General features: G+C 46.9%; 15 protein-coding genes. 1 reads left to right on the top strand and 14 read right to left on the bottom strand.

The features are described from left to right. Positions 1–12: 12 nt before the first annotated feature. From DWV34_RS04540 to DWV34_RS04550, 3 genes are read right to left on the bottom strand one after another with little or no spacing between them, the layout of a single operon-like run. The gene (locus tag DWV34_RS04540) at positions 13–1,179 is read right to left on the bottom strand and encodes an ABC transporter permease (RefSeq protein ID WP_009290349.1); all 1,167 of its coding nucleotides are present in this window, start codon (positions 1,177–1,179) and stop codon (positions 13–15) included. Beyond that, entirely contained in the window at positions 1,176–1,862 is a 687-nt protein-coding gene (locus DWV34_RS04545; protein ID WP_009290348.1) for an ABC transporter ATP-binding protein, read from the bottom strand. The genes DWV34_RS04540 and DWV34_RS04545 overlap by 4 nt, the downstream gene beginning before the upstream one ends. A gap of 10 nt (positions 1,863–1,872) precedes the next feature. After that, positions 1,873–3,477 (bottom strand): efflux RND transporter periplasmic adaptor subunit, encoded by a 1,605-nt coding sequence (locus DWV34_RS04550; RefSeq protein WP_022260904.1) that lies wholly within the window; start codon positions 3,475–3,477, stop codon positions 1,873–1,875. 126 nt (positions 3,478–3,603) lie between these two features. Here DWV34_RS04550 and DWV34_RS04560 point away from each other — a divergent pair, with 126 nt between their 5' ends. Continuing rightward, complete coding sequence (locus DWV34_RS04560) at positions 3,604–4,524, top strand: TIGR01212 family radical SAM protein (RefSeq protein WP_009290345.1); 921 nt, start codon at positions 3,604–3,606, stop codon at positions 4,522–4,524. Between the two features lie 62 nt (positions 4,525–4,586). Here the strand turns inward: DWV34_RS04560 and DWV34_RS17355 are convergent, their stop codons facing one another. From DWV34_RS17355 to DWV34_RS04605, 11 genes are all read right to left on the bottom strand, one after another. Next, positions 4,587–4,763, bottom strand: a complete 177-nt coding sequence (locus DWV34_RS17355) for a hypothetical protein (RefSeq protein ID WP_009290344.1) — start codon at positions 4,761–4,763, stop codon at positions 4,587–4,589. 61 nt (positions 4,764–4,824) lie between these two features. Beyond that, positions 4,825–5,619: an HAD-IIA family hydrolase gene (locus tag DWV34_RS17565; RefSeq protein WP_009290343.1), complete on the bottom strand. Its 795-nt coding sequence runs from the start codon at positions 5,617–5,619 to the stop codon at positions 4,825–4,827. A 12-nt stretch (positions 5,620–5,631) separates the two neighbouring features. Beyond that, positions 5,632–6,816, bottom strand: a complete 1,185-nt coding sequence (locus DWV34_RS17570) for a sn-glycerol-1-phosphate dehydrogenase (RefSeq protein ID WP_009290342.1) — start codon at positions 6,814–6,816, stop codon at positions 5,632–5,634. A gap of 511 nt (positions 6,817–7,327) precedes the next feature. Beyond that, positions 7,328–7,708, bottom strand: coding sequence for a PTS glucitol/sorbitol transporter subunit IIA (locus tag DWV34_RS04570; protein WP_022261285.1), 381 nt, complete (start codon positions 7,706–7,708; stop codon positions 7,328–7,330). Positions 7,709–7,720: 12 nt separating this feature from the next. Next, positions 7,721–8,899 carry a sn-glycerol-1-phosphate dehydrogenase gene (locus DWV34_RS04575; RefSeq protein ID WP_009290340.1) on the bottom strand — a complete coding sequence of 393 codons (1,179 nt, stop codon included), beginning with the start codon at positions 8,897–8,899 and terminating at the stop codon, positions 7,721–7,723. Positions 8,900–8,914: 15 nt separating this feature from the next. After that, positions 8,915–9,364 carry a ribose 5-phosphate isomerase B gene (gene rpiB, locus DWV34_RS04580; RefSeq protein ID WP_009290339.1) on the bottom strand — a complete coding sequence of 150 codons (450 nt, stop codon included), beginning with the start codon at positions 9,362–9,364 and terminating at the stop codon, positions 8,915–8,917. A 95-nt stretch (positions 9,365–9,459) separates the two neighbouring features. Further along, positions 9,460–10,443 (bottom strand): PTS glucitol/sorbitol transporter subunit IIB, encoded by a 984-nt coding sequence (gene srlE, locus DWV34_RS04585; RefSeq protein WP_009290338.1) that lies wholly within the window; start codon positions 10,441–10,443, stop codon positions 9,460–9,462. After that, positions 10,436–10,987: a PTS glucitol/sorbitol transporter subunit IIC gene (gene srlA, locus DWV34_RS04590; RefSeq protein WP_009290337.1), complete on the bottom strand. Its 552-nt coding sequence runs from the start codon at positions 10,985–10,987 to the stop codon at positions 10,436–10,438. The genes srlE and srlA overlap by 8 nt, the downstream gene beginning before the upstream one ends. A gap of 10 nt (positions 10,988–10,997) precedes the next feature. Next, a complete protein-coding gene (locus DWV34_RS04595) occupies positions 10,998–11,396 on the bottom strand; it encodes a transcriptional regulator GutM (RefSeq protein ID WP_009290336.1) in 399 nt (132 codons plus the stop codon). Between the two features lie 224 nt (positions 11,397–11,620). Next, positions 11,621–12,595 (bottom strand): sugar-binding transcriptional regulator, encoded by a 975-nt coding sequence (locus tag DWV34_RS04600; protein WP_006568023.1) that lies wholly within the window; start codon positions 12,593–12,595, stop codon positions 11,621–11,623. 12 nt (positions 12,596–12,607) lie between these two features. Then, positions 12,608–13,402 (bottom strand): Cof-type HAD-IIB family hydrolase, encoded by a 795-nt coding sequence (locus DWV34_RS04605; protein ID WP_009290334.1) that lies wholly within the window; start codon positions 13,400–13,402, stop codon positions 12,608–12,610. Between the last annotated feature and the right edge of the window lie 48 nt (positions 13,403–13,450).

Here is a 13,450-nt window from a genome sequence, read left to right on the forward strand (position 1 = left end):
ACACGAAAGATTTTATTCATAATGAAGGGCTTCCACCGGTTTTAAATTTGCAGCCTTATTTGCAGGGTATAAACCGAAAATAATCCCCACTGCGGCCGAAAATATAAGTGATATCACGCAGATGGCCGGAGATATGCTTAAGGATGTATCTACAAATGCGTTTCCTACAGCAAGTATCAAAAAACTCAGAATAATTCCCGTAATTCCTCCCATAAATGACAGTACAACAGCCTCGGTCATAAACTGGGCCAGAATATCCTGTTTCTTTGCTCCGATGGCCTTTCTGATGCCGATCTCCCTTGTCCGTTCCGTTACCGACACCAGCATAATATTCATGATCCCGATTCCTCCCACTAACAGAGAGATACCGGCGATTCCTCCAAGCATCAGCGATAAGGAAGAGGATACATTACTGACGCTCTCCGCAATTTCGGCCTGATTGACGATCGTGTAGGAGTCTTCGTCTCCTGTCTTGTTTAACAAAAACCGGTCCACCGCATTCTCAGCCATCGTCAAAGTATCTTCTCCCGACGCAGACACGGTAAAACTCTGTATCGCAGCCTGCTGTAAAAGCCTCTGAGCCGTTTTAAATGGAAGATAAACGATCGTATCATTGGAATCCCTCTGGGATTCCCCGTCTTCTTTCAGCACGCCGACAATCTTAAAATTCTTACCCTTGACACGGATTGTTTCATCGACACAGTCTGTACTCCCAAACAGATCCTTTGCCGCTCCGGCTCCGATCAGACATACCTGGAGCCTGTTTTCATTGTCTACGGTAAGAATCTGTCTTCCGGACGTGATCTCCGTACCCTCGATCTCCAAATATTCCGGTGTGATTCCTTTCAAAGAGACATCGGAGGAATTACCGCCGGCTTTGGCAGTCCCGCTCCCTGTTACCGTAGGGGAAACAGACTGCACCGCCGGATTGTCCGTCAGCGACTCCAAATCTGAACTCTTGATTCCCGCACTTCTCCGGCTGTTGATCGTCGCGCTGATCACATTTCCTCCCAGTCCCGAGAGTGTATCATTGACCGAACCGGCTGTGCTCTGCGCAATAGACACCAGCAGAGTCACACTGAGGACTCCGATGATAATGCCCAGCATCGTGAGGAATGAGCGAAGCTTGGTAGAAAGAATAGAGGATAGTGCCATTTTCACTGCCTGAGTAAATTTCATGCCGCATCCCTCCCGCCTGTATCAGATATAATCTTCCCGTCCATGATGCGGATCTGTCTTTCCGCTTCTTTTGCCACCTCTGGATCGTGGGTGATCAAAATAATGGTATTGCCCTGTCCGTGCAGTTCTTTTAACAGTTCCATGATCTCTTTTCCTGATCTTGAATCCAGATTGCCGGTAGGTTCATCCGCCAGGATCAGAGACGGTCCCGCCGCCAGTGCCCTGGCAATGGCGACCCTCTGCTGCTGGCCGCCGGACAGCTGCCCCGGCTTATGGTCCATTCTTTTTTCGAGTCCCACCTTCATGAGTTTTTCCATTGCTGTCTTTCTTCGTTCTTCCATCCCGATGCCCTGATAGATCAGAGGCAGTTCTACATTTTCCAGCGCCGTCAGTTTGGCGAGGAGATGGAACTGCTGAAAGATAAAGCCGACCTTCTCATTCCTGATGGCTGCCAGTTCATTTTCCTTCAATGACTTTACCGGACGGCCGTCCAGCATCACTTCCCCGGAATCCGGCACATCCAGGCAGCCCAGCATATTCATCAGAGTCGATTTTCCGCTTCCGGAAGCACCTTCAATCGCCACAAACTCCTGATCTTTGATGGTCAGCGAGACCCCGTCCAAAGCATGAACCTCTTCTCCGCCGAGAACATACGTCTTTCTTAAATCTTTTACCTCAATCATATGTCTCCTCCTATCTGGACCCGCCCGGCATTCCGGATCCGCCGCCGGGTGCCCCGCTTCCGCCGCCTTTTCCGTTTCCGCTGCCCAGGCCGTCCGGTCCCATCATCTTGTCGTCTTCACTTTTATTAGAAGTGTTTTTGGTAATCACCTGAACCTGATCACCTTCGCTGATACCGGAAGTGATTTGGGCATAAGAATCATTCATAATTCCCACTTCTACCTCTTTTAATGTACCTTCTTCGCTTTCATCGCTGACGACTGCCACATAGTTTTTCCCATTCTTTGACTGTACAGCAGATACAGGTACAAGAACCGCATCTGATGCCTCTTGAGTAGTAATTGTGGCAGTAGCACTCATAGCAGGATAGAGATCCTCCGCATCACTGAGTTCTATGGTCACAGGATAGGTGGCTACCCCGTCCGTATTGGTCCCGATCTTGGAAACTTTGGTCACCGTTCCTTTAAATGTTTTATCCTCTATTGCGTCCGCTGTCACTGATACGCTCTGTCCGGTCTTAATCTCTTTGATATCCAGCTCATCCACATCAATGTTTACCTTATAAGCTGTTGTACTCACCACTTTACAAAAGGTTTTCCCCTTAGATACCATGGTTCCTGCGGAGGCTGAAAGTTCATCCACCACTCCGTCATACTTTGCCGTCACCGTCAGATTCTTCTTTTCTTTTTTTAATTCTTCCAGCTGGTCAACCAAAGCCTCATGTTTTGCCAGATTGCTCTCGTATGTTTTTGAATATCCTGCTCCGCTCAATGTGATCAGTGTCGTTCCCGAATACACCTTCTGATTTTTGGACACTTCAATGGAACTCACCGTTCCCTTGTCTCCCGTCACTGTGATCGGGCTGTTGGACTTCAGCTTTCCAGAACCCAGCTTTTTATTGCTGCTGTTATATACAGAAGCCTTTGTATCTACATCATAGTAGTAACTGTCGGAGATCACTGCTGTGGCTTTCCCGGAACTGACACCGGAAATCTTTCCGGACACCGAATACTCTCCAAATTTTACGGTGACACTGTCTCCGGTCTTTACGGTTTGTGAGGGCTTAAACTCTATCTTGAGCTTTCCGTCCGCCGAGATTTCCATCAGAGCGCCTTTGCTGTCCATGGTCTTCGCCACTGCTGTACCATCTTTTGCATAAATGCGTTTTACCCTTCCGGAAACTTTAGAACTGATCGTACTTGACGCGCTCTCCGCTCCCTGTGAAAGGGTGTTCTCCAGAGAGGAGATCTGATTTTCCAGACTGCTGATCGAATCCTCCAGCGAAGAACTTGTGAGCACTGCTATGGTATCCCCTTTCTTCACTGAGGAACCGTCTTTCTTTTTAATCGACTGTACGCTCACATCACTGGAAAAAGAGACGGTCTGGGTGGCAGCAGATGCCACCGAACCGCTGCCCTCCACTGTCTTTTTGATCGTTCCCTTTGTGGCCTTCTGAGTCTGGATCTGATTCCCGCCTTTTGCCTTCCTGGTCAAGGCCAATCTTCCTGCAAATACACCGGCCAACACAAATAAAACCAACAAAGCGGCCGTCAGCTTCTTGTGTTTTTTCATTTTTCCCGGTATCATAACCATGATATCCTTCCATTTTTTCTTCATGAATATAAGCCTCCCTATCCTTCTTTTATAGATGTTTTTATCATATAGGAAGAATTTGAAAGGCTTATGATCAATATGTGAAGAAACTATGGAACTATACCACACAGCAGAAAGGAACCGCATCTTATGAATTGGGATGGAAAACGTTATTACTCTTTTAATTCTTATTTAAAGCAGACCTTCGGAGAAAAAGTATACAAAATATCTTTAAACGGCGGCTTCACCTGCCCAAACCGGGACGGCACCCTTGGAACCAGAGGCTGTATTTTCTGCAGCGAAGGAGGCTCCGGAGATTTTGCACCCGACGCTGCTCTCCCCATTGGTGAACAGATTGAAGAAGGCATCCGCATGATCAGGCAAAAGACAGATGCATCAAAATATATCGCCTACTTTCAGGCGTTTACCAATACCTATGCCCCATATGAAAAGCTTCATTCTCTTTTTTATGATGCGATTTTAAGGCAAGAAATTGTGGGACTGGCTGTGGGGACCCGTCCGGACTGTCTTCCCCCGGACGTGCTTGAACTGCTCGATGAACTGAATCAGATAAAACCCGTCTTCGTGGAACTTGGACTCCAGACCATCCATGAGAAAACTGCACAATTCATCCGAAGAGGCTATCCTCTTTCCTGTTTTGAACAGGCAGTAAAAGCACTGCACGATCTGGGGATCAATGTTGTCGTCCACCTAATCCTTGGACTCCCCGGAGAAACGGAAGAGATGATGCTTGAGTCTGTCCGGTATTTAAATCAGCTGCCAGTAAACGGAGTGAAGTTTTCCCTCCTTCATGTGCTGAAACACACTGATCTCGGCGCTCTGTATGAGAAGCATCCATTCCCGGTCTATGAACTGGATGACTATGTTGATTTCGTGATCCGATGTATTGAGGAACTGCGGGAAGATATCGTTATCCACCGCCTGACAGGGGACGGACCCAAAGATCTGCTGATCGCTCCCCGCTGGACGCTCAACAAAAGAAAAGTATTGAATGAGATTTCCCGGCGCATGAAGGAGACCAACAGCCGTCAGGGAAAACGTTTCATCTGAGACATTTTAATAAGACGTGAAAATACCCTTTCGGAACCATGGCTCCGAAAGGGTATTGATTATTAATGGTGCTTTTTGTCCGGCTCAGGTTTCTTTTTTCTGCCTTCATAAGTGTTGTTGTCACACGTATTGTTATTGCCGATCTCCACTCCTTTTTTAATCGGAGCGATCAAAAAACCGACGACCACGCCGAGCCAGAGCCAGAATCCGCCGAAGAAAAATGCTTCTTTTTTTGTCATAATGAATTCCTCCTTTGATTGTCTCCATTATAACATCCGGCCTGCACAAAATCAATGAAGGCTAAAGTACCTCTGTAATATCCTCCAATGAATCCACAATCACATCCGGCTTCACATCACTTTTCTCCACATCCTCCAGAGTACTCTCTCCGGAAAGCACCAGAATGGAAGTCACGGGACTTCCGTCCGCCACTGCAATATCCGTATACAGCCGGTCGCCTACAATAGCGATCTCCTCCGGGCGGTACCCTGACTGCTCCACAAAATAATTCAGCGTATGCTTGGAAGGTTTCCCAAAGAATTCAGGAAAGCGTCCCGTGGATGCCTCCACCAGCTTCGCCATGGAACCGCAGTCCGGTATGAAGTTTCCGCCTTCCATCGGACAGTTCCAGTCCGGATTGATGCCGTAATATGTACATCCATTGCGCACATAATGGCAGGCTTTCGAAATCTTCTCATAAGTAAGTGTAGTATCAAATCCAAGGATCACGATATCCGGGTTTTCGTCCACAAGCGGCATGTCAAAGGCTTCAAACTCTTTTAAAAGAGAAGGGGTTCCTACCACATAGAGGGTTTCCCCCAGATGATTCTTTTTTAAATACTGAATCATTACATGACTGGAAATCATCATTTGTTCCGGTGTGATGGATATTCCCATTCCCCAAAGTTTATCTATGTAGGCCTGCTGGCTCTTGGAAGAATTATTCGTAAAGAAATAATACTCCCTCCCTGTGTCTTCCACTTTCTTTAAAAAGTCCTGTGTAAACGGAAACAAGTCATTTCCAAGATAGATGGTCCCGTCCATGTCGAGGACAAAACATTTGATATCTTTCACTGCCTGAATATTTTGCTTCATCTGTCTTTCTCCTTAATCTTCATCATAAAAGCGATGTGTGATCTTCTCCGCGATCTCCTGCATCTTTCCTTGTTCCACTGCCAGGTCTAAGACGCTGTACCGGTCTCTGACTTTGTATCCGTCAAGCAGACTCTGATAAAACAGATCCCTGTCGATTCCGATCTCTTTTGGGGAAACCGGCGCACCTACGGTTTTTAAAAGTCCTTCCACATATCCCCTGGAAGGCGCCAGCTTCTTTGCCGCATCCGGTATTTCGTCACCCATGATCTCGAAAATTTCCGCGATGATCGGTGTAGCGATGCCCACTTTGATTCCGTGGAGCTCCGGATACTTTTTCCTTGCGATGAATTCCATCTCCCAGTAATGACTGAGCATATGCTCTGCTCCGGATGCCGGACGGGATACGCCGATCAGTCCCATGGCTACTCCGGTGAGCGTCAGCGCCTCGATCAGATAGAGAACTGCTTCTTCGTCCCTGTCTGCAAGTGCCTCTGCACTTCCGGTTACTTTATCGAGGGCTTTCTGCACGAGAGTCACACATGTCTCACAGCAGTATTCCCCGGTCATCTCCCTGGACAAATACCAGTCTGCGAGAGCGGTAAGTTTTCCGATCACATCCCCGAATCCGGCGCGGATCATATGCATCGGCGCCTGCTTCATGATGTCTGTATCTCCTAGGATACCGTAAGGAAGGGTTGCAATAAAGGAAATCTTCTTTCCTCCCAGTATCAGAGGAGCTCCGTCTGATGCATAGCCGTCCATGGAAGGTGCGGTGCAGACAACGATATATGGGATCTTTGTCCTGGCTGACATATATTTTACCATATCATTCAAAGTTCCGGAACCTGCCGCGATTAAAACATCCGTCTCCGGCTCCAGATTTAAGAACATGGTTCCCACAGCCTGCTCATCCGGGATCAGAATATCTTCCCCTGAATCCAGTACCACACTTTTCACCTGAAATCCTGCATCCTTCAACAGTGTTTCCGCAGTTTCTCCCGCTGCTTTGTATGTATTGTTGTCGCTCAGCATGTAGACTTTCTTTGCGCCAAGGCCCTTCACCATTTCCGGCAGTTCTTTGATCACTCCCTGGCCCATCACCAGCTTGTCGATATCCAGAGTATGATGCCTTCCGCAGCTGCAGTCAAAACTTGCCTTTGCCATTTCATTCATAGAATAGTTTAAGATCTCATCCATTTCGCTTCCTCCCGAATCTTACTTTCAAATATAGTTACCACCTGCAACAAAAATAATACCACTGGTAATATAACTTCATTTTACTTCCATTCTATGATAAAATCCATACCTTATTTTGAACATTTGTATAAATACTTTTAAAATTGAATTTATACATACATTTGTATAAATATCTATGAGTTTGACTCTTTGCAGCCTGCTCCAGCAGACATTACGTCCATTTTGACCAGTTTGGAGGCCTTGCATTCGAAGAGATGTTAGTTTTTCTTCTTTCAGCAAAGGCTCGGAGACAATGAGGTTCGATTCACTAAATTCGCACTTCGCCTACGGCTCCTGCTCATTAAGTTCCTTCGAACGGCCTTCGTACTAAGCTCAGTCCGCACTTCGTTTGCCTTCCCTAAGTACTCTAGGCCAGCGTCAGCGAGTTCCGAGCGGGCCGCCGCAGAGACTTTGATGAAAGTTAGAAAATCTTACATCTCTGAGACAGCAAGCCGGAAAACTCGTCAAAATGTCATATGAATTCAATCGTATTTCCCGGCGCAAAATCTGCGGATGTCAAAGGCTCCTCACCTTTTACCGCCTCCACCATAATACACCCCGGGCGCTCTGCTTCCGGGCCGCCTTTAAAACTTACCGTACAATGTCCGAGTCCCCGGAGAGTCTCATTTGCTTCCGTACCTACTGCCGTCACTTCAAATCCTTTTTCATTGAGCAGCATCATATCTCCGGGCTCAATATTTGCTCTCAGTTCTTCAATCGTATGCAGCACACAGAGATCCTCAAATGCAGGGGGTGCGTTGTCATTAAACAGAATAATAAAATTTGAATCAGGATCCCCCAAAAATGTCAGCGAGTCTTTCCCCAGCTTTTGGATTCTTGTAAAATATTTCATTTCATCTCTCCCTTACTGATAAATACGGTTGGTTATTTTTTCAGCGATCTCTTCAAGCCTTCCTGTTTTCAGGGCCAGTTCCAGAATACTGTACCGGTTTCTTACCTTGTATCCCTCCAAAATACTGTTATAGAACAATTCTCTGTCTATCCCTATATCCGTCGGATACACCGGTGCCCCCACTGTCTTTAAGAGGCCTTCAACATATTCTCTGGAAGGCGCCAGTTTCATGGCTTCTTCTGGCACCTCGTCCTTCATCATTTCAAAAATTTCCGCAATCACAGGCGTCGCGATGCCGACCTTGATGCCGTGCAGTTCCGGGAATTTTCCCTTGGCGATAAAGTCCATCTCCCAATAGTGGCTGAGCATATGTTCTGCCCCTGAAGCCGGGCGGGATACACCGATCAGACCCATAGCCACCCCTGTGAGGGTCAGCGCTTCAATCAGGTAAAGGACCGCGTCATCGTCCCTCTTTGCCAGGGCTTCTGCGCTGCCTGTGACTTTGTCCAGTGCTCTCTGCACAAGGGTCACACAGGTCTCACAGCAGTACTCATCCACATTTTCTTTTGCCAGATACCAGTCGGCAAGGGCGGTCAGTTTGCCCAGCACATCGCCGAATCCGGCGTGGATCATATGCATCGGTGCCTGCTTCATGATATCCGTGTCCCCGATGACGCCGTAAGGAAGTGTGGCGACAAAGGATATTTTCCTTCCCTCCAGGATCAGCGGTGCCCCGTCGGCCACATATCCGTCCATGGAGGGAGCCGTACAGACGATCACATATGGAATCTTTGTTCTCGCAGACATATATTTTGCCATATCATTGATGGTCCCTGAGCCAACGGCAACGATCACTGCCGTATCCGGCTCCAGATTGAGGAACATCGTTCCCACGGCCTGTTCGTTGGGGATCAGGATATCATCCCCGGAATCCAGCATTACATTTTTCACAAGATAATCCTCGGCTTCCAGAATCGAGAGCACCCGGTCTCCCGCTGCCTCAAATGTGTGATTATCACTGAGCATGTAAACCTTTTTGCCGGAAAACGGCTCCAGTACTTTCGGAAGTTCCTTTAGAACCCCCTGCCCCATGATGATATGCCTAATATCCAGTGTATGATGTCTGCCGCAGCTGCAGTCAAAATCTGCTCCTGCCATTTCATTCATTGAATAATTTAAAACTTCATCCATATGCTCTCCTCCTGCCTATTTGCTGAATTGTTTCTCGTAATAAGTAATCCTCTCGACCTTTTCGGTAGACGGCCCGTCTTTAAATTCAAGCCCCATCCAAATGTCCAAAAGGTATAAGGCCAGCTGAGGTGCGATCACCCTGGCTCCCATGCACATCACATTTCCGTCATTGCTCAGAATGGAGCGCTCTGTAGAAAACGGATCGTGACAGACCGCTGCCCTGATTCCCGGCACCTTGTTTGCCGTCATAGCCATGCCGATGCCGGTGCCGCACACGAGAATTCCCCTGTCACACTCACCGCTGGTCACTCTTTCACAGGTTTTTACTGCAACATCCGGATACAATGCGGTTTCTCCGGCCTCTACTCCATTGTCCACATATGTATGCCCTGTCTCCTCCAGTCTCTTTTTGATGGCCTCTTTTAACTCATAAGCTGCTTCGTCACATCCAATTGAAATCTTCATATACTTCTGCCTCCTTTGATTTTATGTCTTCATTTTACCTTTTTATTCAAGCAAAGTCTATATAAATTATTGAAATTATGTATAAATATTATTTTCTATCCATGATATAGTCCAAAGCTTGCAGCGAACGCAATAATAACCGCCAGCGGCCCAGTAATGACACGGGAATACAAAACAGACGGAACACCCAATTCGATCGTTTCTGACTCACACTCCGCAAGGCTCAGCCCCACCGGGATGAAATCACATCCTACCTGGGCATTGATCGCAAAAAGTGCCGGCAGTGCATATTGAGCCGGTATCTTGCCCATAGCGATCTGTGATCCCAGAAGAGTTCCCACGACCTGTGCGATAACGGCTCCGGGACCGAGCACCGGTGACAAAAACGGCATAGCACAAATAAGTGATATGATCAGCATTCCGGGAAGCGTGGCACACAACGGCGAAATTGTCTTAGCAATGACGTTCCCAAGTCCCGTAGCTGTGATGATTCCAAGGATAGTGCTGGTAAATGCCATGAACGGAAGGATATTCTTTACTACCATTTCAATCGTTTCACGTCCTGCCGCAAAAAACTTTCCGACAACCTGCCCTACTCCGATGCCGAGTCTCGTGATCAATCCCGGACGTTCAGCCGCCTGTTCCTGTTTCATTTCCCGGCTGCCGTCTCTTTCTTCTTCGGGCTCTTTCTTCTCCGTGACAGCCTCACCATCAGCATAAGACAGACAATTTTCATTCACAGCTGACACGTAAATATCCGGAGTAATATATTTTGCCAGAGGCCCTGACTGCCCCACAGGATTTAAATTAATGGTGAAAATCCCTTTTTGCGGATAAATTCCGCACCGCAGCGTTCCTCCGCAGTCTACGATAGCCACCAGGATTTCTTCATCCGGCACGTTATTCTTGTGGCCGTCGACGGCTTCCCCTCCGGTCATCTCCGCCAGTTTTGCCCCCAGCGGATGAATGCCTCCTATCGCTGTCATACAAAGAATCTTATTGCATGTTTCTGTTGCCTGGACTACAAGCGGTCCCCCGTATCCTCCGGAACCTGCGACGATTTTAACTGGCTTATTCATGGACAGCTACCTCCTTCTTTCCCATCTTCTGATATTTGTTGCTGAGCATCAGATAAATTCTTTCTGTCACCATACCGCGGATGAAAATGACGACAAGTCCTACGAGAAAATAGCGGACCGCCAGATCACCCAGAGGCAGATTCAGCTTTTGAATGCCTGCGGCGATCCCCATGTATACGAACAGCTCGCCGGCGTTGGCGTTAGGAAAGAATCCCAGCACCGGGTGACAGAAGCTGATGGCCGCGTCAAAAAAAGGAACCTTATACTTTTCTTCTACAAATCTTCCAAACGTATATGCCATCGGGTTGCCGACACAGATCATTGCGATGACAGGCAGAAATAAATACCGGCACAGCCTGTTCCCGGTGATCCTCATACAAAACCTTTCCACCCTGTCTTCTCCGATCAGCTTTATGATCGCATTGACTGCCGTCATCAGACATACGACTGTTGGAATAATCGTGGTCACCCAGCCTAAAAACGTCTGTCCTCCCGTGGAAAACAGCTTCATGAATCCATTCGCTAAATTAGATATAACCTGCATATGTTCCTCCTTACACTCTCATTTCCAATGCTTCCAGTGCCTGTATGTATCCTTTATAGTATTTCTGTTTCTTCTTCGTCATACTGCGGAGTTCCAAAAGGACTTCCCGAAAATCCCTTCCCAGTATCCGCACATGATAAACCTCAGACACCGGATGGAATCTGGCCAGAAATGAAATTCCGTCCATAGCTTCTCCGCCGGTTATCCTTCCGCCGTCATCGCATGCAAGAATGACAATATGGCCTCCGGATAACAGACGTCCTCTTTTCTGTCCGATCCCTACTGCTCCGTCCCGGTTTACTCTCCGCACGGCTTTCTCATAATCTTTGATCTGAAAAATCCCTCCCGCAGACTGAAGCAGAAACAGCACTAGAAACACTCCAAAAAGAATCAATACATGATTTGACATTTTCTCTCCTTTCTTTGATCTTTTTTTCTGTACATGTATTTTAACTCTTTTATTATTACATAGTCTATACTTTTTATTGAAACATTGTATAAGTCTTTTATATCAGTCCCATATTTATACAACATTTCAATACATATCAACACAACAAAAGACCTTCCGGAATTCTGTGGTTCCGGAAGGTCCTTACCTTTATCCTATATGAACTTATGATGATGTTTCAAATATCAAACTTCTTTCAGCATCTGTCTTGCACATTCAGAGTCTGTGATCAGGACATTAATATTTTTGGAACGCACGGCTCCGACGACAGATTTGGATTTTTCAATCCCTCCTGCAACCCCGATCCTAATGTCAATCTTCTTCAGCTGCTCCTGTGATATGCCTGCCACACGCTGATTAAAAGAATCAAACGGTTTGGTATTTCCTTCGATGTTGTAAAAATATAGAGACGCGTCTCCGACTGCCCCCATCTCGACAAAATTTTTTAATTCATTCTCCGTTAAATACCCCTCTGCCACAAGAGCTGTTCCTCCGGCCTCCGGGATTCCGATCCCCATGACCACGACCCTGAGCTTTGAAAAATATTCATAAATGTAGTTCACCGTCTCCTCCTGAAGGAAGATGTCTTTCACCTCTTTGCTGGAAAAGATACCGGGCGACAAAAACTGTACATAATCGCCGCCGAATTTTTCCGCAAATTCCACTGCGATCCGGTTGGACTGTACATCCCTTTTTTCCGTCCGTTTCTGGGATATCCCGCCGTACAGGGGCACAAATAAAAGCTTATTGCCTTTGTTATAGGTTTTATCAACGTGTGCAATGTGGTAAAGCGTCCGCCCCATGGTGACTCCCACATAGTCATCATTTTTGAGAATATGGCTCAGATAGTCAAAAGCCGCCTCTGAAAGCATGTCCATCTGCTCCTCTTTCGTATCCAGCGGTTCGCTCTCCACAATGATGGCCTCTTTCAGTCCAAATCTCTGTTCCAGCTTCTGCTCCAGTTCCCCGTAATCGTAACTGATCGGGTTGATGACCTCGATTTTTACAATTCCCTGTTCTCTTCCGAGAGCAAGCATCCTGGATACGGTGGCCCTGGAAAGTCCCAGGGTATTGCAGATCTCCACCTGGGTCTTATTTTTCATATAGTATAAATTGCAGCATTTATAAATCAGACGGTCGTCATCGACAATTTTTTTCATCTGCTTCCACCTTTATATTAATTCTAATTCTCTCAGCGCATGATAGATACCGTTTTCTTTTGTCGTCTGGGTGAACATATCCGCGGTCTCCTTCACCGCGTCACTGCAGCGTCCCATTCCGATACCTGTCCCGACATTTTTAAGCATCTCCACGTCGTTGTCTGAATCGCCGAATGCATAGAGATTCTCTTTGGAAATGCCAAGATCATCCGCTACCTGGACAACCGCGTCTCCTTTCGTGACACCTTTGAGCGTAATGTCAAAGAAATTCTCACGGACATGTTTCGCACACTCGAAGGTATCTGCGTATTCCTTTTTGAAATCCTCAAAAACATCCGGTGCTTTATAATTCATCGTAAGCTTTGATATGTGCTGCTTTTCCCAGTACTTCCATGGAGCGTACCACTCCATCGGCAGGCTGAACAGACGGCAGAAATACTTAAAAAATTCCTCGTCGTTATGTAAATAATAGGTCACATCCTGGGTATCCATCTGGATGATCGTATCTCTTATAAAGTATTTGTCTATGACTTCATGCAGCAGATCTTCCTCAATATAAATATCCCTGAGCACTTCCCCGTCCACTTCCGCATAGCTTCCATTGCAGGTGACGGCCCCGTCAAAATGCTCGATATCCGCCTCTAAAAACCGTTTGGTCCGCCCTGAACAAAGCAGGGCTGCATAGCCGTTATCCTGAAGCCTTCTGATGGCCTCCAGAGTTTTCGGCGTAACCGTCTTGATATGATCCACTTCATCGACTAATGTTCCGTCGTAGTCAAAAAATACCGCTCCTTTATATTTCTTCATAGTATGGCTCTTCTCCTTATTGATCGTGCTCGTTTACTTAACCAATAC

The organism is Anaerostipes sp. AF04-45 (genome assembly GCF_003461725.1).
GTDB lineage: Bacteria > Bacillota > Clostridia > Lachnospirales > Lachnospiraceae > Anaerostipes > Anaerostipes caccae.

What these genes read in the sequence shown, in the direction of transcription:
- DWV34_RS17565 (WP_009290343.1), bottom strand. Translation starts at nt 5,619, where the DNA reads ATGAAGCAAAATATTCAGGCAGTGAAAGATATCAAATGTTTTGTCCTC.
- DWV34_RS04575 (WP_009290340.1), bottom strand. Translation starts at nt 8,899, where the DNA reads ATGGATGAAGTTTTAAATTATTCAATGAATGAAATGGCAGGAGCAGAT.
- DWV34_RS04570 (WP_022261285.1), bottom strand. Translation starts at nt 7,708, where the DNA reads ATGAAATATTTTACAAGAATCCAAAAGCTGGGGAAAGACTCGCTGACA.
- rpiB (WP_009290339.1), bottom strand. Translation starts at nt 9,364, where the DNA reads ATGAAGATTTCAATTGGATGTGACGAAGCAGCTTATGAGTTAAAAGAG.
- DWV34_RS04550 (WP_022260904.1), bottom strand. Translation starts at nt 3,477, where the DNA reads ATGAAGAAAAAATGGAAGGATATCATGGTTATGATACCGGGAAAAATG.
- DWV34_RS04560 (WP_009290345.1), top strand. Translation starts at nt 3,604, where the DNA reads ATGAATTGGGATGGAAAACGTTATTACTCTTTTAATTCTTATTTAAAG.
- srlA (WP_009290337.1), bottom strand. Translation starts at nt 10,987, where the DNA reads ATGCAGGTTATATCTAATTTAGCGAATGGATTCATGAAGCTGTTTTCC.
- DWV34_RS04595 (WP_009290336.1), bottom strand. Translation starts at nt 11,396, where the DNA reads ATGTCAAATCATGTATTGATTCTTTTTGGAGTGTTTCTAGTGCTGTTT.
- DWV34_RS17570 (WP_009290342.1), bottom strand. Translation starts at nt 6,816, where the DNA reads ATGGATGAGATCTTAAACTATTCTATGAATGAAATGGCAAAGGCAAGT.
- DWV34_RS04605 (WP_009290334.1), bottom strand. Translation starts at nt 13,402, where the DNA reads ATGAAGAAATATAAAGGAGCGGTATTTTTTGACTACGACGGAACATTA.
- DWV34_RS04540 (WP_009290349.1), bottom strand. Translation starts at nt 1,179, where the DNA reads ATGAAATTTACTCAGGCAGTGAAAATGGCACTATCCTCTATTCTTTCT.
- DWV34_RS04545 (WP_009290348.1), bottom strand. Translation starts at nt 1,862, where the DNA reads ATGATTGAGGTAAAAGATTTAAGAAAGACGTATGTTCTCGGCGGAGAA.
- DWV34_RS17355 (WP_009290344.1), bottom strand. Translation starts at nt 4,763, where the DNA reads ATGACAAAAAAAGAAGCATTTTTCTTCGGCGGATTCTGGCTCTGGCTC.
- DWV34_RS04600 (WP_006568023.1), bottom strand. Translation starts at nt 12,595, where the DNA reads ATGAAAAAAATTGTCGATGACGACCGTCTGATTTATAAATGCTGCAAT.
- srlE (WP_009290338.1), bottom strand. Translation starts at nt 10,443, where the DNA reads ATGAATAAGCCAGTTAAAATCGTCGCAGGTTCCGGAGGATACGGGGGA.